Below are 19,854 nucleotides of genomic sequence, written 5' to 3'. Positions count from 1 at the left end.
CTTTCGAGAGTTTAAACTGATTCGATGCTGACAGATTGGCTCGTTGAAATATCGCGAACTATTTGGTCTATTTCTTTGTCTGAATAGTGTTTAGCTAATATTTTCTTTGCTGATTCTAACTCGCCAATTTTCACCAATGAAAAAACCAAATTCGCTTCAACCCGACCATTACTTTTATCATTGGTATATATCGGGAGTAGCAAGCTAACCGCATTATTAAACTTACCTTCAAGCATATTAATCATCGCTAGATTGTTTTTGATTTTTACATCATCAATAAAGTGCTCTCGTGACAATTCAAAATAGGCTTTTGCTTTTGGGATATCGCCCAAATACGCGTAGACAATTCCTAGTTGATTCTCAACTTCAGCATTATTTTTATCGAGGCTAATAACTTTAAGTAAACAAGATTCAGCCCCCTTAATGTCCCCTAATTCAAATAGGGCGTTACACTCAACTTTTAGTGCATCAGAGTTTTGCGCTTTATCTTTAACTCTTTGTATTACGAATAAACTCGATTCGTGATCACCTAAATTGGCATAGGCTTTCGCGAGTTTAATTCTGGTGACTACATCTTCCTTTTCTTTCAAAGACTGCTTGTAAAGCGATACTAAGTTGGCGTAGTTATTGGTTTCGACAAGCATAGACTCTTTGGATTCTGAAATTTTGCTTTCTAAACTACTACTCGCACAGCCGGAAAGCACAATAGACAAAACCACTAGGATAAATTTCTTATACATTCGCCATCACCCTCATAATACCTGGCGCCGTTATTAAGATAACAATTGGCATCATAATAAATAGAATCAATGGGATAGACATTTTTGCGGCCAGCTTACCAATTTTCTCTTCTACATTTAGCATGTTGACTTCTCGGATATCAGCCGCCAAAGTTGTCAGAGCGTCATAGATAGATGATCCATATTTAAGGCTCTGTTTTAGCGTCATAATAAAACTTCTAACTTCAGGTGTCGGAATTCGCCCATAAAATTCATCTAAAGCGACATCAAGCCCAACGATCTTATTTCGCTCATTAATTTTATTCAGTTGATACGACAAGTCCTTATCAAATCCTTCCATCTCTTGAGCAAGGTAGCTCATCGCCGCTTCCATCGTCATACCGGTTTGAATACAAATGGCCATTAAGTCCAATAAATAGGGTAATTGATTAGATATCTTTCTTCGTAAAGCTTTCTGTTTCATCGATAAGTAGCTATCCGGTGCGGTAATGCACAGCACAAACCATATCGCTAGGACTGCGATAATCTGATTGATCACCACCTCGAAATTAGATAATACAATGTAGAAAACAACAGCTCCTACGATAAATAAGCCATATTTCACGTACATGTAATATTGAGAAATATTGGAGTTATAGATGCCAGCATCATCAAGCTTTTTATCAATTTCGTCTTTAGAAGATGCCAAAGATCCAGATAAACCATCAATTAGAGAATCTAAGTTATCCGTTTCTCTATCTTCACTGTTTTTCTCTTCAAGTAACGAGAATTTATTCAGCATTCGACGGCGGTTAACTTCGCGATAAGCTTTGTGTATAAAATAGAAAACACAAGCGAACAGCAGTACTAGTAAAATGAAGATCAGAGTTTGCTTGTCGATCATTTTTCCACACTCTTCATTAGCGCCCATACAATAGCTAAGCCTATAAACTCACTTGCTAATACATAATAAAGAATGGGTTTTCCCGCAGGATCATTCATAACAAAGTCAAAGTTTTGAGGGCTGACATATTGCATAGTAAACATGAACAGCACAGGTATCGCAGATACGATCTTTGCCGACATTCTGGCTTCCGACGTCAACGCCAATTTCTTTTTATCTATCGCTCTTGAATCAAACATCAGTCGATTGAGCCTGTTGATCACTTGCTTAAGCTGGCCACCTCTTTGCATGTTGGCTCTGAGAGTAATCACAAAGAAGTAAAACGCTGGATATGGAAAACGCTGTATCGACTTTCTGAAGACCGAATCTACCGACTCCCCTACCTGTAAGCGCTCTCCCATCTTTTTGAACTCCCTGCCCACCTCTCCTTCTAGCGTCTTACCGACATAAATGATGGCGTGCATAATACTCTCACCAGAGCTCACCGCGCTTGCTAGCATATTAAGTGCATCAGGGAAGGCTTCTTCAAACAGTTTTCGCTCTCTGCTTTGCAGCCAGTTGTAACCCAAACCAATCCCTAGTAGCAGTATCATCGGCGCCACGATCAGTAGCTCACCCTTGATGAACTTTTGATTCATAAAATAGGCTAACAGCAGGACCAAAAATACATAACCAATCAGCTTAACGTAGGCGTATTTACCCAATTGGCGTATGACATTGGCAAACTTATTTTTGATTTTTTGGGCCAAATTTTGGCGAGAAAGCGCGTTTAAATTGACCGCTTGCTGCGACTCATCAATGGACTCGATAAATAAGGTTTTATTGGCTTCGGTTAGATAGTAATGGCGCTCTTGTTTTTTACTTGGCCAAAACGCAATTAACATCGCGATTCCACCAAAAATCAGCGCTAACCAATAGATCACGCCGGCTCTCCAATCTTGAATGCGCTATTAAGCTGCTCTTCTAAACCAAAGAATTTCGCTTTCTCAACCAGTACCGATCGTTGCATCATTCCGGCGGTCACATAGCGACCAGTGACTTTACCGGTTTCGCTTTGAATTATAGGCTGGAATTTGAAGATTTCTTCTAATACGACATTTGAACCTTCAATACCCACCACTTCCGTAATGCTCATCACTTTACGACTACCATCATGCAATCGGCTAATTTGAATGACTAAATCAACAGCGCTAACGATGGTTCTTCTAATGGCTTCAAGAGGCAGACTATTTGTCGCCATCATCACCATAGACTCCACACGGGCGATGGCATCTCTAGGAGTATTTGCGTGAAGGGTAGACATTGAACCATCGTGCCCAGTATTCATTGCTTGGAGCATCTCAAATGCTTCGCCACCACGACACTCACCCATGATTATTCGGTCTGGCCTCATACGTAACGAGTTAATGACCAAGTCTCGCTGAGTAATCGCTCCTGTACCTTCAATCCCCGCAGTACGTGTTTCCAAGCGAACCACATGAGGCTGAAGTAACCTAAGTTCGGCGGCATCTTCTATCGTCACGATGCGCTCTTTCTCTGAAATATACTGGGAGAGCGCATTCAGCATGGTCGTTTTACCTGAGCCTGTGCCACCTGAAATCAATATATTCAACCGACAACGTGAAGCAATCATCAGCACTTTCGCCATTTCAGGGCTCATCGCGCCAAAGTCGACCAACTGATTTAAATTAATCGACTGCTTTTTAAACTTACGGATAGATACTGAAGTACCATCAATCGCGATCGGTGGCGTTACAATATTCACACGGCTGCCATCAGGAAGGCGAGCATCACAAGTTGGTGAAGAATCATCGACACGACGGCCTATTCTGCTCGCAATTCGTTTCGCAATTTGTAGCAATTGAGCTTCGTCGATAAAGCTCACAGGCGCCCTTTCGACCACACCATTTTTTTCGATGAACACATGATCATGACCATTGATCATAATGTCGCTAATCGAATCATCATCCATGAGTTTTTGTAAAGGCCCTAAGCCATGTAACTCATCGACTAAGCTTCTAACGTATTCATTTTTGACAACCGTCGCGACCGAAAAACCGAGCGTCTCAATCAGCATTTCTACAGCATTCGTTAGCTGCTTACTTAACGCCTCTTTAGACAAAGATTGAACGGCTTCAGCATCTAGCGCTTCAAAGATCTGGCTACGTATCGCGACATAGTTCGATTTAGCTTGGTCCATTATTTGAACCTCTTCATCATCTTACTAAATACTGATTTGCTGTCTTGGCGTTCACTTTCGCCTAACAATAATGAAGTCAGCCTGTTCAAGCTCTTACTGATAGGCAAACCAAGTTGGTAAATATGTTTTCCTTCCAAAACCATTTTGCCTACTTGGATCTCATTAGGGCAAACCACATCGATTTTGCGCCCGAGGAATTGACCAATTTCTTCAGTAGAAATGGTCGCGGCTTTTTCCGCCATGGTGTAGTTAACAACAACAATGCAACGAACATTCGCGGCCATGCTATCAAGCGCGGTTAGCACCCGCTTACATTCACGTACGCTAGAAACTGTCGGTTCTAATACCAAAGCCAAAATGTCGTTGTGTTCTGCAATATATTTAAGGTCTAGCTTAGAGTTCGAAGAGCGAGATAAATCTTCTAGTATAAAGTTATACTGGCCAGCCATTTGAGCGGACAATGAACGCGCATATTCTTTCAGCTCCAGTTCATTAAGTTCGTCAGATTCGACGGCCAATACGGCTAACATGTCGTTCAACTTTTTGATCATGCTGCTTGCGTAACTTACATCTAAGTTCGCCGTAAGTGCTCCAGGAGCGACAGGCTTCTTTTGAAAGTGCTTTTCTCCTAAGAAGATGTCTAAATTTCCACCACGAAAATCGTGATCAACAATCAAACATGAGCTCTTCTTTTTCGCACTCAATTCATAAGCTATTTCAGCGGTCAGCATAGTTGCACCAACGCCACCCTTTGCTCCCCAAACAGCCACTTTTTTTGCGGTTCTATCTTTACCTAAACCGCTATTAAGCTTTCGATTACTATCAACATTTCGAACGAAATCGATAAGTTCTTGTTTAGAGATCGGCCAAAATACGTAGTAGAAACCCATATCTTTCAGGTTACGGATTGTTGAAATTGCATCTTCACTGCCAATAACAATCACTGATGCACTGTTTGGCAGAAGGTGACTAATACGCTTCATATCTTCAGTGACATTCTGACTCACATTCAACTCGACAATAGCAATCTCTATGTGTGCTTCACGGACGTGTTGTTTAATGTTCTCGTCAGAATTATTTAGCATTGACGGAGGAAGAATACCTTCAAAACGAAAGGCTTCTTCTACAAGATCGATACATGCTTGGGTCTGATGAAATACCACTGAAGTGATCTGTTCTTGAACGACTTCTTTTTCTTCGACCTTGGTTTTTAGGATATCAACTAAATCAAACATTTATCATTCACCTAACGACTTCTATTCAGCATCTTTTCTGGATTAACCATCGATTGCCAACGGGCATTTTCTGCATAACAGCCAGTTTCACCATGTCCGAAGTGATCGATCGATTCGTAGGAGCAAACTTGGCTCACTACTTGAAACTCGGTATAAGCCAACGACAAATCAAAAGCGTGTTGTATATCGCTTTTCGCTTCTTGAATCGCTATCAAACTGTGATTGATCCCTTTGCCTTGCATGTAGGTACGAGTGAAACGTGCTAACTCTTTACCCTTTCCACCGTGCCATGTGAGCGTAGTTCCCTTTTCGAGCAGGACAGCGACATTGTTGTCAACAAATTGCCTGATCTCCGCTTCGGTTTTAGAGACTGACTGAGCCTTGAACGATACTTGATGCTCAATAGGCACTACATTGATCGCTTGCCCCTGTCGTTCTTGGACTTTCTCAGCACAGCCACTTAACACACCGGCAAGTACCAGCGAAACAACGCCTAATGTTCTATTAAGTCGCTTCATTTCTGGAATCCCCCTGAAGACATAATTTCCTGCGTCCAAATAGAACTTGCTTGTTTATATTCTCGCTCCACGACAAAGAAACGCTCTAGGGTAGTCGTCTTTTTCATCGTTGGTAGTTGTATCTGGTTTGCATCAATTGGCTTAACTAAGTTAACGGTCGCAACAATGATCAGCTCTGTTTTACTTCGCTCAGTCCCAGAATTTCTAAATAACGCTCCCAACACTGGAATATCGCCGACGAATGGAACCTTTTTTAACGACTCTTTGTCTTCAGTGCTAAGCAAACCACCAAGAACAAAGCTTTTGCCATCACCTAGCTGTACCGTAGTGCGGGCGCGGCGCGTCTTAAGTGCAGGCAAATCATAAGATTCATTACTGTACTGAGTATCTAGAGAGCTCACTTCAGGCATTAATGCTAAAGTGATTTTGTCATCGTCATGTACTTTTGCTGCAAGCTCTAGTCGAATACCAAATTCTTTGTAGTCAACATTTGTCGTTCCATCGACCACTGTTACGACAGGCAGTTCCCCACCAACAAGAAAGCTTGCTGTCTCACCTGAGATCACCGATAAATTGGGCTCAGCGAGTATCTGACCAACCGTATCGTTTCCAATCGCAGTGATGACAGAAATGATGTCAGAAGCACTGAAGTTAGTTAATTGGTCTACAAAAACACCAGCCCCTGCGCCTTCACTTCCATAAGTCACGCCAAACTCTTCTAAGAAAGAATGAGAAACTTCAGCAATAGAAAGCTTAACGTTGACCTGTTTTACTGCCGATACTTCAATGTTATTAACGATTCCATCGAAATAGCGCCGCTTCATAAATTCAATTTCTTGACTATCGTCTTCGCCTAAATCCCATTCGAGCTTGTATTCTTCTTTGGATTTTTCGAGCAATGTTCCAACTAACTCATTAATTTTGTCTTTTTCATCTTCAGTCGCGACTACACCAGATAGCACTACTTGTTTTCCAATATTGGCAGCAACTACATTGGCGTTAGGATATAAGACTTGAATTTGCTGTTGGATATAATCCAAACTTGGGTTTACCCATAATTTTCTCGATGCTAACGTTTTACCTTCTGCACCGTAGACTGCTAGAGAGGCGTAACCCAATTGCTTACCAAATACGACAACCTTTCGTTCATCGATAACTTGGTAATCGGCTATCTCTGGGTCAGAAATAAATACAGATTGAATATCTGAAAGTACAGTAATAGTCTGCATACCACCTTTTGAAAGGTTGGTAATTGTTTGTGAAGATACAGAGAATGATAAGGTGCTGGCTAGAATATAAAGTAGCCAATTAAATTTAGTTAAACGCATACTAACCTTAGAATTAATTAATAACGACTTTGTCGGCTCTAAACTCTACTATCGATTTAAATCCAGGCAGTATGTCACCTGCATCAGCTTGTAAATCTGATTTTTGATATTCCCCAATCGATTTATGTATTTCGAGGTGAGATATATGATTAGCAACGGTTAATTTTGCTACTTGTTTTCGCGTAAGTTCAACGATCACGCGAACTTCTGTAGATTCAGGTAAGCTGCGCGTAGCTTCAACTAACTGTTTGTTCACTTGCAGAACTTTGACGCCCATAACGATAGGAGTCACGGAAACCGAAGTTTTCCCACTTGTCGTTGTTTCAACAATTAATGTATCCGGTGTTGAAACTGACAACACATCGACAAAACTACCCTGAGAAATAATCCCGCCAACTACTGATTCAGCTTGTGTCTTAATAGCAAAAGGAACACGGTTTGGTGCAATAACTAGATCGACATATCCGTCTTGATCAGGGCTAAGCATTAGTTCAGGAAACGCTACACTCCCCTTTGTGAGGGCTTGTGTGAATACAGTACCTAATTGAAAATCTAACTTAATATCGTCAGTCACACCTTTCAGGTTTGCATCGCGCTCCCCCATAGATACAAGATTTAACTGGTCGCGCGTAGCCAATTGCCCTTTTTCGACATCCTGATTGAGCATCCAGACCTGTAGTTGTTTTTCTGTCTTTTCTGCCACTTCAGCTACGGGAGCAGCAGCTTCTTTAGATAGATTTCCTGCTAGGCCATACAAACCAAATAATATAGCGATAATCGCAATACCGATTACAATATTTTTTTTCACTTGAAAACCTTTATAAAGAAGCCACTACGCCGATTAAACTGCCAATCACTATTGGGATACCATAAGGTAAGCCACGACGTCTTACTTTTTCCATATCAGTCATTAATCCGTAAATGTAATAACCTAACGACAACGCCCCACCAAGAAATACGATTAGGAATATTATGGGAACGATATATTCTGGCGATATTGCTAACGATATGGCCGATAGTAGCTTGGAGTCACCAGCACCAAGAATCGAAAAGTAGCTAAGAGCGATCCCAAAGATCAAAATAGATAAAGAAAAAGGAAGCACATCAAAGTTATCTTTACAGACTAACGAATATAACGCTATAACGGTAACAATCGCGCAATGTTTATTCGTAATAATTCTAACTCTAAAATCGCAGTACGATATATAGAATAAAACGGTGGCTAATATAATTAGCCACCAAAAATTAATACCCACAACACTATGCGATTGCTGTACCACCTAACGCTACAATTATTTCATTGAAAATGATTTTCAGCTGATCACCTACAGGGGTCATAGCAGCGCCGATAACTACAGCTGTGGCCGCTGCAATCAAACCGTACTCAATAGCAGTGACACCTTGTTCGTTATTTTTAAAGTTTTCTAAAGCTAGTTTTGACTCAATGAATAATTTGTTTAGCATTATCATATTCCATTCGTATTGATTAAAAACCATACGGAATTTCATTCCGTCGTAAAGTTGACGCGCATACTAAACAATTGACGCATTCATGACAAATATCACAACCTTATTTCACATCAGAAATAAAGATATGAAATTTATAGAATGTAATTTAATTAGCATTTAGATTCATCATACCTATAGGTTTTGTAAGCACCGCCGATTAAAACCTCTAATCATGTAAGCGCTTACATAGGAAATGAAGATGAAACCGATTTCATAGTTCGTTTTTTAACCATATGACACACTTAATAAAAGTGTGACACAAATCACAATTTAATTTCTAGTGAGCTAATTACGAAAGTTTCTTTTGATTTAAGATTAATAGTTAATCACCAGAAAAAAAAAACGTGTCCCTAGAAGGAAACACGTTTTTGCATTTGAAGTCAGTAAGTTAAGTTATCAGATGAGCTTAAACTTCAATACCTTCAAGCTAGACTCTAAATCAACATCCACAAACTCTGACGGGTTCTCGAGGCGTTCTTGATACACAACTTGCGGTGCTTCTTCTGTCATGGTTTCAATTAAAAAGTTAGGCGATACCACTGGTGAATTCACACAAGCAATGACTTCACCACCTTCAGTAAGAAGCTCAGGTAAACGACGCAATATCTTTTTGTAATCTTTAGTGAGCGCGAAACTGCCTTTTTGGAACGAAGGCGGATCGATAATCACAAGATCGTACGGACCACCCTTTTTAATCTTTCCCCAGGACTTAAAGATGTCATAGCCTAAGAAGTTCACCTTACGCATATCGTGTTCATTTAATCGATGATTTTCGCGACCTTTGTTCAGCGAGCCACGCGACATGTCCACGTTCATAACTTTATTTGCACCACCAGCAACAGCCGCTACTGAGAAGCCACATGTATAAGCAAAAAGGTTAAGCACGTTCTTATCCGCCGAGTTGTTTTGTACCCACTCTCGGCCATTACGCATGTCCAAAAACAAACCGAAGTTCTGATTACGGCCAATATCTAGCTGGTATTTCAAGCCGTGCTCTTTTACGACTGGAGAGGTTTCTAATTCACCCCATAGCACCTCAGACGGAGCGCCGTCTGTGTAACGGTGCTGCAGAACTAAAGCAGAGCCATTACGTTGCTGCCAAATTGATTTTTCAGTTAACGCTAATAAGCCCGATGTTAGCTGCTGAAGAAACTCGTCCTCAACAGGCTTAAACAAATTCACCAATAGCTGTCCATCGACCCAATCCGCCGTGATTTGCTCTAAACCAGGCCAGAACTTACCTCGACCATGAAATACTCTTCTGACTTCATCAGGAACTAACGCTAGTTGCTGTTCAACGTGCTCGAAAAAGGTTGGTAATGCGGATACTTGCATTGTCATACTCACTTAATATTTAACGTCGGCCAATTTAATGACCAAGGCTGAAGCCATGATTCTAAACTTTTGGATGTGTTTTCTGCATTCCATTTACAGCCTAACTTAGGTGTATTTCTAGGATCGCAAACAAACTCAAATTGTTCGTCGTTATGCCTAAAACGGATTGCAAATGCATGGAGATAACCACGATCCGACTGGCTAGAAGCATTGTATATAGGATCCCCTACAATTGCTGAACCAATCGATTTCATCGCCACACGGATTTGATGGGTCCTGCCAGTGTATGGCTTACAAAGAAGTAAACGCTCACCTGGCTCGCTTGCCAACGACATGAATTGGGTCACCGCAGGATTGTTAGTGCTGTTTAATAGTTTCCAGCTCGAACGGCGAGATCGCTCCATATCACCACTGATCAAGCCTTGTTTCTTTTTCGGTTTTTTACATCCAATAGCCAAGTAATACTTTTCAACTTCGCGTTCAGCGAACAACTTGGAAAGGATACTAGCGGCTTGTTGATGCCGACTAAGTAACAAAATACCTGACGTCATTTTATCTAAGCGGTGGATCAAATACAGTTTGGGATCGCCCGATACTTTGGCAACTTCTTGCAAAAGCATGGTGTCTCCATCGTCCTTATGGACACTGATACCGGGATGTTTATTGATAACAAGAAAGTCGGGATGATTGAAAAGAATGTCGAACATTGAAGGCTGGCTCCTATTTGAAGCAAGAGTATAACGCTTCTCTATTAGGAAACCAGCCTTTAGATGTTGGTAAACTCAATACACAAACAGTCAAATGGTTAATTTAACTTAAATTGGCCTATCAGTGCCTCTAACTCACCCACCTTACTGTTTAGACGCGTAACATTTTGCGAGCTAGAGTTAGCTTGCTGCAAAGACTGCTCTGAGATATCGCTGATTGCAGTAATATCAGATGCTATCTCTTTCGTAACCGCCGTTTGCTCTTCAGCTGCCGTTGCAATCGAATTAATCATGCTTTGTACGTTAGAGGCACCCTCCACGATCTCTTCTAAGGCATTCACCGCTCCTGAACTTTGGCTCACACCAATATCCACCAAACGGCAGTTTTCTTCTGTAAAGTTAACCGCTTCTAATGTGCCGGACTGAATGGCTTGAATGATCCCAGCAACTTCACGCGTTGCTTTGGTCGTTCTTTCTGCCAACGCACGGACCTCATCCGCAACGACAGCAAATCCACGACCAAACTCACCAGCTCGTGCAGCTTCTATCGCTGCGTTTAACGCTAATAAATTCGTCTGTTCGGCAATGTCTTCAATCACTTTGATTACACTGCCAATTTGCTCACCATGAGAACCAAGTTCGTTCATCTGCACAGACATGTCTGACATTTGTTGTGATACTTGCTGAATGCTATTGACCATTTCACTGATCACTTGGCGTCCAGTCTCAGCTGAACTTTCCGACTGTCTGGCCACTTCGTAAGTAGAATTACCTTGCTGAGCAACCTCTGCAATGGTGAGACTCAGCTCTTCCGCTGCAGTAGCAATTAGATTGGCTTTCTCGGCTTGCTGAGATGCCCCTTGAACAATATTACTACTTTCCGCAGAAAGCTCAGTCGTGACAGATTGAACTTCCGCACTCACCGAGTTGATAGAACGCAATAAGGTGGTCAAAGAGTTTTGCATCTGGTTCACTGAGCGAGCTAGATTCGATAATTCATCACCCGAGTTGTCGGTAATTTCCTCAGCCGTTAAATCACCGCTCGCAACTTTCTGAGCTACAGAATCTAGAACCGTAAGTCTCGAAGTGATCGATTTCGAAAGCATATAAGCGATAGTGAGCGCCACACCGAATAAGATGAGGCTCGCAATTAAAATCGTATTCTCGATAGTCGAAAATGAATCGTTCAGAGTATTCAGAGCCGTTTCAGCTTCTCGACGTTCATCTGCAGATGCAGCATCGAGCAATTCTTCCAATTTGACCAATGATTGAAGATTAATAGCGTCCAGAGATTGAAACACCTCAGCGCTATCAAATGAGCCATTAAGCTTTGGCATAACTTGAGTTTCAAATTGCTGGGTAAACTGCGCCATTAAACTGTCAATTTCACGCAGACGATTCGCGTCTTTTGCACTGCTTTGTTCTAACACCATTAAAGATTTCATCGCAGTATCAAATTCATTCTTGTTTTCACGGTAGCTAGTCGCTGCATTAGGGTCCCCACTAACGATTTTGAGCGCATCTCGATACACGTCTCCCGCTTCGTCGATCAACACCAAATAAAGCTCAACTCCGGGAATATCATCGTTGCGAATTTCATTTGCCACTTTATGGGAACCAATCACTTCCACCCAAATAATGGCGACCATGACGAATGCTAAGGCAATAATACTCAAGAACCCCGCGTACAACTTTTTACCTACAGACCACTGCATATTTTCTCCAAACACTATTGCTAAACGACAGTAAGCATCGCGGACAATCTTCCGTGTGCCCTTGTATAGAAACACCAATATCAATTGATATTAATACTATTGTTAACTTTATTTCGGCTCAAAAAGAGGAATCTTGATGGCCATTTTCGATTTAATTTAATGCCAAAACTAAGTCATCATCTTTTAAGTTTAGAACAGAATTCTGATTGGCTTGAAAGTAGAAGAGATTTTGTAAGCTTCAAGGGTTTGCAAACACCAACAAAAAAAGCGAGAGCCTAGAGGCTCTCGCTTTCATTGTATTCAAATCTAAGTTTAGTTATTAGAACTTCTTAGAGATTACCGCAGCACCAGCGATGATACCAAGACCTAGTAGCATGATTGCGCCTTTACCGCTATCAAAGCCTGAAGATACGCCCATGAAAGCAACGATTGCGATTGCTACAGGGATTACGTATTTAACTAGGTTGTACCATAGACCGAATAGTGGGAAAGATACTTCACCGTCGTTAGTGATTTCTTTCTCTAGGTCTGCACGGTTTAGTCTCCAACCAGCGAAGATACATACCAACATACCGCCAACAGCTAGGAAGATCTTATCTGTTAGTAAGTCGAAGATATCGAATGCGCCCGTATCAAACAGAGTTGGACCTACGCCGCCTAGTGATAGAGAAGCGAAGATACATAGAATCGCCATTACTACACTTGCAGAAAGTACCGCTGTTACACGCTTCATGCCCTTCTCGTCGATTAGGTAAGAAACCACAACTTCTAGTAGAGATACTGAAGAAGTTAGTGCCGCTACACTTAGACCAACGAAGAACATAAGAGCAAATAGAAGACCAATTACGCCGCCCATTTCAGCAAATAGCTGAGGAACAACTACGAATACAAGACCAGGACCAGCTGCTGGTTCCATGCCGAATGCGAACATTGCAGGGAACATTGCAACACCAGCAAGGATAGCAACACCAGTATCCATTGCAGTAACCATACCCGTTGTCTGAACTAGGTTCTCTTTCTTCTTAAGGTAAGAACCGTAAGTCATCATACAACCCATACCAAGAGATAGTGAGAAGAATGCTTGACCTAGTGCAGCTAGAATTACGTTGCTGTCTACTTTAGAGAAGTCAGGGCTGAATAGGAACTCAAGACCAGCCATTGCGCCAGGTAGCATCAAGCCTTTAATCGATACAACGATAAGGATGATGAAAAGCAGAGGCATAAGGATTTTACCCGCTTTCTCGATACCACCAGAGATACCCTTCATAACGATAACAACGTTAAGTAGTAGGTATAGGCCCATCCACATTAGTGGTTGAACTGGGTTAGAGATGAAACCACCGAAGCTATCACCAATAGCTTCTGGCGTTTCTAGCAGGCCACCAGCAATTTTGCCGATGTAAGCGATAGACCAACCACCAACTACAGGGTAGAAGCCCATAATCAATAGGCCACTCACTACGCCTATAACACCAGCGAAGGTCCAGCGACGGTCTGTTGATTTAAATGCGCCTACTGCTGATTTTTGCGTATGACGGCCAATCGCAAATTCAGTCAGCATCACACTGAAACCGATAAAGATTACAAAGAACAGGTAAATAGCAACGAATGCACCGCCACCACTTTCACCAGCTGTGTAAGGGAATTTCCAAATGTTACCTAAACCTACAGCAGAACCTGCTGCGGCCATTACGAATCCTAATTTCGAACCCCAGGTATCGCGAGGTTTTGTGGTTGCGTTACTAGTAGCCACGAGTACTCCAAAAATGTTGTGTTTGCATCGGAACACGCCAAAAATGCGGTGTAAATATTGTTTTACACTCTAATAAAAGTAAAGTCAGGCGCGATGTATGGTAAGTAAAACAGTTTACGATTAACATTGGAAGTCCAAACAGCGTAAATTTCGGATTATGTCCTATTAATCCTCGTTATATGTCGAAAAAACACTCAATCGCACGTGTTATAGTTATAATTGAATAAAAATCCAGCTATTTATCTCCTTTCTAATTACGCACTTTGATTAATATTATGTTACCCGTTTAAATTCCCATTCCTATCATTTCGGATTAGTATGTAAACCTCTAATTCAAAGAGTATTTACCTGTGGAACAGCTCTATCAAATCCTTACTATTGCTGCGCTTGTCCTTTATTGGCTGTTAGTTGCCGGTGTCACTCTACGTGTCGTACTAAAACGTAGAGCCGTCAGTGTTTCGCTTGCGTGGTTAATGGTAATTTACATCGTGCCTATTGTCGGTGTTGGATGCTACTTCCTGTTTGGTGAACTTAATCTCGGTAGAAAACGAGCGGAACGTGCTAAGCAAATGTTCACGCCTTTTGGTGATTGGTTTCGCCAACTCAACACCTGCCAAGCGCATTTTCCGGCACAGGTCGGCTCCCCGATACATAAAATTGATGAGTTATGTAACAACAGAATGGGAATCCCGGCATTAAGCGGTAACACCCTATCATTACAAGATTCCCCAGAAAGCATTCTTCGCTCAATTATTTCCGATATCGAAAACGCCCAATCCAGTATTAAAATGGTGTTTTACATCTGGCATCCGGGGGGGTTAGCAGACTCAGTCGCAGCCGCATTGATCAAAGCATCTAAACGTGGGGTTGAAGTAAAAATCTTGTTGGACTCGGCGGGTAGCCCTCGCTTTTTCCGTAGTCCATGGAAAAAAATGATGTCTGATGCTGGGATTCAATTAGTTCAAGCATTAGAAGTTAGCCCTTGGCGTATTTTCCTGCGTCGATTGGATTTGAGACAACACCGAAAAATTATTGTTATTGATGAAGCGATTGCTTACACAGGCTCCATGAACATGGTCGATCCTGCCTACTTCAAGCAAACCGCTGGAGTTGGTCAATGGATCGACATCATGGTGCGGGTGACAGGGCCAGCCGTTAACGTGCTATCTGCGATACATGGTTGGGACTGGGAAGTAGAAACTGGAGAGCGAATCCTCCCAGCCTTGCCTGACTGCAAAGTGGAAAGCGAACAGAACTTACACCCAATTCAAGTTGTGCCATCAGGCCCGGGCATGCCAGAGCACTTGATTTTGCAGGTTCTAAATATTGCGATTAACCAAGCCAATGAATCGGTAAGGATCACCACCCCTTATTTTGTACCCAGTGCCGACCTGCTAGAAACCCTTAAGATGACAGCGCAACGCGGGATTCGAGTGGAGTTAATCATTCCACATATCAACGATTCACTAATGGTTAAATGGGCTTCAAGAGCATTTTATAGCGAATTACTAGATGCTGGAGTGTCGATTTATGAATTCAATGGCGGCTTATTGCACACAAAATCAGTAGTCATTGACCAACAATATTGCTTAGTGGGTACCGTAAATATTGATATGCGCAGCTTATGGCTTAACTTTGAAGTGACTCTCGCAGTCGACGACATTCACTTCACGCAGGAGCTGTATGAACTGCAAAACTCCTACATCAGCCAATCAATTCAGGTGAATCCTGAAGAGTGGAGTAAACGTGGCTTATACCAACGCTTTTTCGAGCGTGTTTTTTACCTTTTCAACCCTTTGCTATAGAAATTGTTCCTAATTGGTTAAAAGTAACTAAACAAGCTTGCTTTTAGCCCCTATCACATGTTTTAAATAGGGCATAGAAGACTGATAAGGAATTCGTAATGTCCGAAAGCAAAACAACCAAATTGATCACCGCTGGCCGAGATAAAAAATGGACCAACGGTGTCGTAAACCCACCAGTGCAACGCGCTTCAACCGTTGTATTTAATACGGTAGAAGAAAAGCACAAGGCGACAGTAAATCGTGCAAATAAGACGTTATTTTACGGCCGTCGTGGCACCAACACTCATTTTGCTTTCCAAGATGCTATGGTCGAACTTGAAGGGGGCGCTGGTTGTGCCTTGTACCCATGTGGTACGGCTGCTATTTCTAATGCGATCCTTTCATTTGTAGAAACTGGCGATCATATTCTAATGGTCGACACGTGCTACGAACCAACTCGTGACTTCTGTGACACCATCATGAAGAAAATGGGCGTCGAGACTACCTACTACCAACCAACAATTGGCGAAGGTATTAAAGATCTTATTAAGCCAAATACAAAGATTTTGTTCACTGAGTCCCCTGGCTCGGTCACCATGGAAGTGCAAGATATCCCGACCCTTTCGCGCATAGCCCACGAACACGACATCATTGTAATGCTGGATAACACATGGGCCGCTGGTGTTAACTTCTCACCGTTTGATTTTGGTGTAGACATTTCAATTCAAGCCGCAACTAAGTACATTGTTGGTCACTCCGATGTCATGCTTGGTACTGCGGTCGCTAACGAAAAGTGCTGGGACCAACTGCGTGAACAAAGCTATCTAATGGGACAATGTGTGTCTCCTGATGACGCTTACTTAGGCTTGCGTGGCATTCGTACACTTGATGTTCGTTTACGTCAACATGCAGAAAATAGTTTGAAAGTAGCGAAGTGGCTACAAAGCAGGCCTGAAGTGGACCATGTTCGCCACCCTGCACTAGAATCTTGTCCTGGCCATGAATTCTACAAACGCGATTTCACCGGAGGAAATGGGCTGTTTTCATTCGTCCTGAAAACCAGCTACCCACGAGCAACAACAGCACTACTAGATGGTATGAAGCACTTTAGTATGGGCTATTCTTGGGGGGGATTTGAAAGTTTGATTTTAGCGAATGAACCAAAAAGCTTTAATAGCCTACGCACAGTGGCGAATCCTAACTTTGATGGTACCTTAATTCGCGTGCACATTGGCCTAGAAGATGTCGATGACCTGATTACAGATTTAGAAGCAGGACTAGAACGCCATAACGCGCTTATATTAGAAAAAGAAACGTCTACGACGCTTTAACCTTATAAATTACTAGGCTGATGGCTTTACTCCATCAGCCTAAATGTTCTCTCAAATATCAATTCAAATAGACTTTATTATTCTTGTACGACTCTGGTTCAAAATCAGGGTACGCCGCTTGACGCATAACCGTCGCAATCACCTTATAAATCTTAATCCACGCTTGTTTGGTCCGTTCATCGAACTCCGGCCCTAACCCCACTTTTAAAGTATAAATAAGTGCATTCCCTACAGGTGTGTAATCGTCCGCAGTGACGCCGTATTTAACATGTCGTTTTGCGAGATCTTGCAGAACTGGGACCAGTGAATCTAGATCATCTAACCCTTTCACTGCGACGCCCAATGTCGCCATCAACTTTTTACCTTGTGTACTTAGATCAGACTTGAACAACTTTCTCAGCGAAGGATCATATTCAAATAGCTTGTTATAAAAGATTTCTGCCGCTTTATCAGCGATGGGCGCGACTTGTGAAAAGCTACTTTGAATTAGCTGCTTCTCGATAGGGGTAACTGACATATGCTCTCCTAGCTCACTTTATTATCTTTTTGATTATCAAAGCGTAGGCTCAAACCGGACTTTTTCCAAATGCATCTACACGCTTATAATCACAACCTTATCAAAAGTGCTCTGAAACCATCACTTTGTTTCGCCCACTAGACTTAGCTTGGTACAACGCTGCATCCGCCAAACTAATTGAGCGAGATAGCGACACGTCGTTGCTAAAGCAACTATAAACCCCTAAGCTCGCTGTGATCGGCTTACACAAACCTTGTATCTGTTCGATGTCTTGCCGAATAGTTTCGGCTAAAATCACTACGTCATTCGAAGCTGTGCTGTGAGTAAAAATAATAAACTCCTCACCGCCATATCGCCCCGAATGAACCAAATGACTCTCATATTTTAATAGGACTTCCGCTACGGACCGAATCACCAAATCACCATGTTCATGGCCAAAGCTATCGTTCACTTGTTTAAATAAATCTAAATCAATCAAGATAATGGAATACAGCGTATTGTCGTGACTTCGTTTTGGGCTTTTGGATATCGGGGTAACGAGTTCGACGAAGCTTCTTCGATGCCTTAGTCCAGTCAAATAGTCTAGCCTTTGGACATTTATCGCTGCCTGATATCGCTTATTCAAAGCTGCTGCTAACGTGGTGACCACGCATGCAAGACTAATAACCGCTACAATCACACTAGAGATAAAAACACTCACAGGATGACTCAATTCGTGTTTATCTATACTTGCCACGACTAACCAATCCAAATAGTCGTAATATCGGTACACGATATCTTTCTCAATGTTATGGCTATCTAACTGTTTCTTAAAACGGACTCTTCCCTTGTCTTTCTTTTTCGATTGCCGTACCAACTCACTCAAGATTTCATTGTCGAACTCGCTGATGTGTGTGCCGTCTTTGTCCGGATAAAGCAGCACCTCACCTGCACTGTTTAGAATGTAAATAAAGCCAGTATGGCCGAAACTTTGATCGGCTAGCTTAGTCTTTAATTTATCTTTATCGATAAGGTGCAGTAAGTCTGATTTATAAGCGGAAATGCCAAGTCGACGCCCATCATCAAGAATCAAGCGGTAGGCGACTTTTTGAACGGCTTGTTCGTCTTTAGGATTTTTCCACAAGTATTCGATAAATGCAGATTTTGGTTGTTCGCCCTTTGAGACATAAGGGCTGTCATAAATGTTCTGGTCTTGAAGGTAGGGGTGATAAAGCAGGTTAAATTGTGAGTCCATTAAGTATGCGTAACCATTGTCACCTATTTTAATATTGGCTAGCGATGTTTGAATAAGCGATAACTGCTCTGCCGGAGTTAACGGTGAGGCTTCTTCTAATTTCAAAATATAATTGAGTGAAGTTTCTGCTACACCCTTGAGATAATAATGGATGGAATCATTAATTGACGTATCAATTATCTCGTAGCTACTATCGACGCTCGCTTCGAAAAAAGCGCTATTGGTATCCCCTAATAGTGACTCGACCGTTTTAAACTGAGTCACTAGGAAAAATGAAGAAACTACCGATAGCACAGCAGCAATCGGCAGTACATGGCGTGCAACAATAGAAAGGACCATCCCTTTACCTAATAAGTGTTTGACCTATTAAAGTTAGTTAGAGATCCCCTGACTTCTCAAGTAAACAGTGCAACATTAGGTATTTAATACCTAAAAGTGAGCGCAAAGTCTTGTTACGCACCTAAGTGCTTACATTCTTTTCGGGCAGTCTACCAAATGATCATTCACCATTCCGACCGCTTGCATGAACGCGTAACAGATCGTCTCACCGACAAACTTAAAGCCGCGCTTCTTCAAAAACTTACTCATTTCTTTCGAAATATCCGTAGATGCGGGAATCTGGTCCATCGACTGCCAATGATTAATCAGCGGTTTACCTTCAACAAATTGCCACAGTGCTTTAGAAAGAGAACCGTACTCTTCCTGTAATGCTTTAGCCGCTCTTGCGTTATTGTATACAGAAGCAATCTTTCCTTTGTGCCTTACCACATCAAAATTTTCGATGATGTACGGGACATTCTCCTCATCAAGCTTGGCAAGTTCATCAATATCAAAGCTTAGAAAAGCCTTTCGATAGCCTTCCCTTTTTTTGAGAATCGTTATCCAGCTCAGCCCAGCTTGTGCGCCCTCTAAAGTTATGAACTCGAACAAAATTTGATCGTCGTGAACAGGTTTACCCCACTCTTGATCGTGATATTCGCGCTCCAAGGGGTGGTTCATCGCCCAGGCACAGGTTAAATCCGTCATATTGTTCACCTATAAAAATGCCCCTATTAAGGGGCATTT

19 protein-coding genes are annotated in these 19,854 nt (G+C 42.0%); 2 read left to right on the top strand and 17 right to left on the bottom strand.

Features of this window, described 5'->3' with window-relative positions; genetic code table 11:
- Positions 1 to 11 precede the first annotated feature (11 nt).
- From ELZ11_RS03320 to ELZ11_RS03255, 14 genes are all read right to left on the bottom strand, one after another.
- Complete coding sequence (locus tag ELZ11_RS03320; RefSeq protein WP_137355944.1) at positions 12 to 740, bottom strand: tetratricopeptide repeat protein; 729 nt, start codon at positions 738 to 740, stop codon at positions 12 to 14.
- The gene (locus tag ELZ11_RS03315) at positions 733 to 1,620 is read right to left on the bottom strand and encodes a type II secretion system F family protein (RefSeq protein ID WP_137356250.1); all 888 of its coding nucleotides are present in this window, start codon (positions 1,618 to 1,620) and stop codon (positions 733 to 735) included. The genes ELZ11_RS03320 and ELZ11_RS03315 overlap by 8 nt, the downstream gene beginning before the upstream one ends.
- On the bottom strand, positions 1,620 to 2,546 hold the full coding sequence (locus ELZ11_RS03310) for a type II secretion system F family protein (RefSeq protein WP_137355943.1): 927 nt from the start codon (positions 2,544 to 2,546) through the stop codon (positions 1,620 to 1,622). Before ELZ11_RS03310 ends, ELZ11_RS03315 begins: the two co-directional genes overlap by 1 nt.
- The gene (locus tag ELZ11_RS03305) at positions 2,543 to 3,823 is read right to left on the bottom strand and encodes a TadA family conjugal transfer-associated ATPase (protein WP_137355942.1); all 1,281 of its coding nucleotides are present in this window, start codon (positions 3,821 to 3,823) and stop codon (positions 2,543 to 2,545) included. The genes ELZ11_RS03310 and ELZ11_RS03305 overlap by 4 nt, the downstream gene beginning before the upstream one ends.
- Positions 3,823 to 5,058, bottom strand: a complete 1,236-nt coding sequence (locus tag ELZ11_RS03300; RefSeq protein WP_137355941.1) for a CpaE/TadZ family protein — start codon at positions 5,056 to 5,058, stop codon at positions 3,823 to 3,825. Before ELZ11_RS03300 ends, ELZ11_RS03305 begins: the two co-directional genes overlap by 1 nt.
- A gap of 11 nt (positions 5,059 to 5,069) precedes the next feature.
- Positions 5,070 to 5,576, bottom strand: coding sequence for a hypothetical protein (locus tag ELZ11_RS03295; RefSeq protein WP_137355940.1), 507 nt, complete (start codon positions 5,574 to 5,576; stop codon positions 5,070 to 5,072).
- On the bottom strand, positions 5,573 to 6,904 hold the full coding sequence (locus ELZ11_RS03290; RefSeq protein ID WP_137355939.1) for a type II and III secretion system protein family protein: 1,332 nt from the start codon (positions 6,902 to 6,904) through the stop codon (positions 5,573 to 5,575). Before ELZ11_RS03290 ends, ELZ11_RS03295 begins: the two co-directional genes overlap by 4 nt.
- A gap of 13 nt (positions 6,905 to 6,917) precedes the next feature.
- A complete protein-coding gene (cpaB, locus tag ELZ11_RS03285) occupies positions 6,918 to 7,712 on the bottom strand; it encodes a Flp pilus assembly protein CpaB (protein WP_137355938.1) in 795 nt (264 codons plus the stop codon).
- Between the two features lie 10 nt (positions 7,713 to 7,722).
- A complete protein-coding gene (locus ELZ11_RS03280; protein ID WP_244291601.1) occupies positions 7,723 to 8,160 on the bottom strand; it encodes an A24 family peptidase in 438 nt (145 codons plus the stop codon).
- Positions 8,161 to 8,164: 4 nt separating this feature from the next.
- A complete protein-coding gene (locus ELZ11_RS03275) occupies positions 8,165 to 8,368 on the bottom strand; it encodes a Flp family type IVb pilin (RefSeq protein ID WP_137355936.1) in 204 nt (67 codons plus the stop codon).
- A 441-nt stretch (positions 8,369 to 8,809) separates the two neighbouring features.
- Positions 8,810 to 9,748 (bottom strand): class I SAM-dependent methyltransferase, encoded by a 939-nt coding sequence (locus tag ELZ11_RS03270; RefSeq protein ID WP_137355935.1) that lies wholly within the window; start codon positions 9,746 to 9,748, stop codon positions 8,810 to 8,812.
- Positions 9,749 to 9,756: 8 nt separating this feature from the next.
- The gene (locus tag ELZ11_RS03265; RefSeq protein ID WP_137355934.1) at positions 9,757 to 10,455 is read right to left on the bottom strand and encodes a TIGR01621 family pseudouridine synthase; all 699 of its coding nucleotides are present in this window, start codon (positions 10,453 to 10,455) and stop codon (positions 9,757 to 9,759) included.
- 98 nt (positions 10,456 to 10,553) lie between these two features.
- Positions 10,554 to 12,170, bottom strand: a complete 1,617-nt coding sequence (locus tag ELZ11_RS03260) for a methyl-accepting chemotaxis protein (protein ID WP_137355933.1) — start codon at positions 12,168 to 12,170, stop codon at positions 10,554 to 10,556.
- Positions 12,171 to 12,489: 319 nt separating this feature from the next.
- Positions 12,490 to 13,923 carry a sodium-dependent transporter gene (locus ELZ11_RS03255; RefSeq protein ID WP_137355932.1) on the bottom strand — a complete coding sequence of 478 codons (1,434 nt, stop codon included), beginning with the start codon at positions 13,921 to 13,923 and terminating at the stop codon, positions 12,490 to 12,492.
- A gap of 350 nt (positions 13,924 to 14,273) precedes the next feature.
- Here ELZ11_RS03255 and cls point away from each other — a divergent pair, with 350 nt between their 5' ends.
- Together cls and ELZ11_RS03245 are read left to right on the top strand one after the other, a co-directional pair.
- The gene (cls, locus tag ELZ11_RS03250; RefSeq protein ID WP_137355931.1) at positions 14,274 to 15,728 is read left to right on the top strand and encodes a cardiolipin synthase; all 1,455 of its coding nucleotides are present in this window, start codon (positions 14,274 to 14,276) and stop codon (positions 15,726 to 15,728) included.
- Between the two features lie 98 nt (positions 15,729 to 15,826).
- Positions 15,827 to 17,038 (top strand): cystathionine beta-lyase, encoded by a 1,212-nt coding sequence (locus ELZ11_RS03245; protein ID WP_137355930.1) that lies wholly within the window; start codon positions 15,827 to 15,829, stop codon positions 17,036 to 17,038.
- Between the two features lie 58 nt (positions 17,039 to 17,096).
- Here the strand turns inward: ELZ11_RS03245 and ELZ11_RS03240 are convergent, their stop codons facing one another.
- The 3 genes from ELZ11_RS03240 to ELZ11_RS03230 all read right to left on the bottom strand — a co-directional run bounded on the left by ELZ11_RS03240 (position 17,097) and on the right by ELZ11_RS03230 (position 19,815).
- Positions 17,097 to 17,555: a globin family protein gene (locus ELZ11_RS03240; RefSeq protein ID WP_137355929.1), complete on the bottom strand. Its 459-nt coding sequence runs from the start codon at positions 17,553 to 17,555 to the stop codon at positions 17,097 to 17,099.
- Between the two features lie 100 nt (positions 17,556 to 17,655).
- Complete coding sequence (locus tag ELZ11_RS03235; protein WP_137355928.1) at positions 17,656 to 19,128, bottom strand: diguanylate cyclase; 1,473 nt, start codon at positions 19,126 to 19,128, stop codon at positions 17,656 to 17,658.
- A 129-nt stretch (positions 19,129 to 19,257) separates the two neighbouring features.
- Positions 19,258 to 19,815, bottom strand: a complete 558-nt coding sequence (locus ELZ11_RS03230) for a DNA-3-methyladenine glycosylase I (protein ID WP_137355927.1) — start codon at positions 19,813 to 19,815, stop codon at positions 19,258 to 19,260.
- Between the last annotated feature and the right edge of the window lie 39 nt (positions 19,816 to 19,854).

It is taken from the genome of Vibrio profundi (assembly GCF_005281835.1).
In the GTDB taxonomy this organism is placed as follows: Bacteria; Pseudomonadota; Gammaproteobacteria; order Enterobacterales; family Vibrionaceae; genus Vibrio; species Vibrio profundi.
Note: the sequence above shows the minus strand (reverse complement) of the source record. Positions and strands in the feature narration are given on the sequence as shown.

Bases quoted from the DNA above. Each gene is read 5' to 3' on its own strand.
- ELZ11_RS03320 (WP_137355944.1), bottom strand. From the start codon at position 740: ATGTATAAGAAATTTATCCTAGTGGTTTTGTCTATTGTGCTTTCCGGC.
- ELZ11_RS03305 (WP_137355942.1), bottom strand. From the start codon at position 3,823: ATGGACCAAGCTAAATCGAACTATGTCGCGATACGTAGCCAGATCTTT.
- ELZ11_RS03300 (WP_137355941.1), bottom strand. From the start codon at position 5,058: ATGTTTGATTTAGTTGATATCCTAAAAACCAAGGTCGAAGAAAAAGAA.
- ELZ11_RS03295 (WP_137355940.1), bottom strand. From the start codon at position 5,576: ATGAAGCGACTTAATAGAACATTAGGCGTTGTTTCGCTGGTACTTGCC.
- ELZ11_RS03290 (WP_137355939.1), bottom strand. From the start codon at position 6,904: ATGCGTTTAACTAAATTTAATTGGCTACTTTATATTCTAGCCAGCACC.
- ELZ11_RS03275 (WP_137355936.1), bottom strand. From the start codon at position 8,368: ATGCTAAACAAATTATTCATTGAGTCAAAACTAGCTTTAGAAAACTTT.
- ELZ11_RS03270 (WP_137355935.1), bottom strand. From the start codon at position 9,748: ATGCAAGTATCCGCATTACCAACCTTTTTCGAGCACGTTGAACAGCAA.
- ELZ11_RS03265 (WP_137355934.1), bottom strand. From the start codon at position 10,455: ATGTTCGACATTCTTTTCAATCATCCCGACTTTCTTGTTATCAATAAA.
- ELZ11_RS03260 (WP_137355933.1), bottom strand. From the start codon at position 12,170: ATGCAGTGGTCTGTAGGTAAAAAGTTGTACGCGGGGTTCTTGAGTATT.
- ELZ11_RS03245 (WP_137355930.1), top strand. From the start codon at position 15,827: ATGTCCGAAAGCAAAACAACCAAATTGATCACCGCTGGCCGAGATAAA.
- ELZ11_RS03240 (WP_137355929.1), bottom strand. From the start codon at position 17,555: ATGTCAGTTACCCCTATCGAGAAGCAGCTAATTCAAAGTAGCTTTTCA.
- ELZ11_RS03235 (WP_137355928.1), bottom strand. From the start codon at position 19,128: ATGGTCCTTTCTATTGTTGCACGCCATGTACTGCCGATTGCTGCTGTG.
- ELZ11_RS03230 (WP_137355927.1), bottom strand. From the start codon at position 19,815: ATGACGGATTTAACCTGTGCCTGGGCGATGAACCACCCCTTGGAGCGC.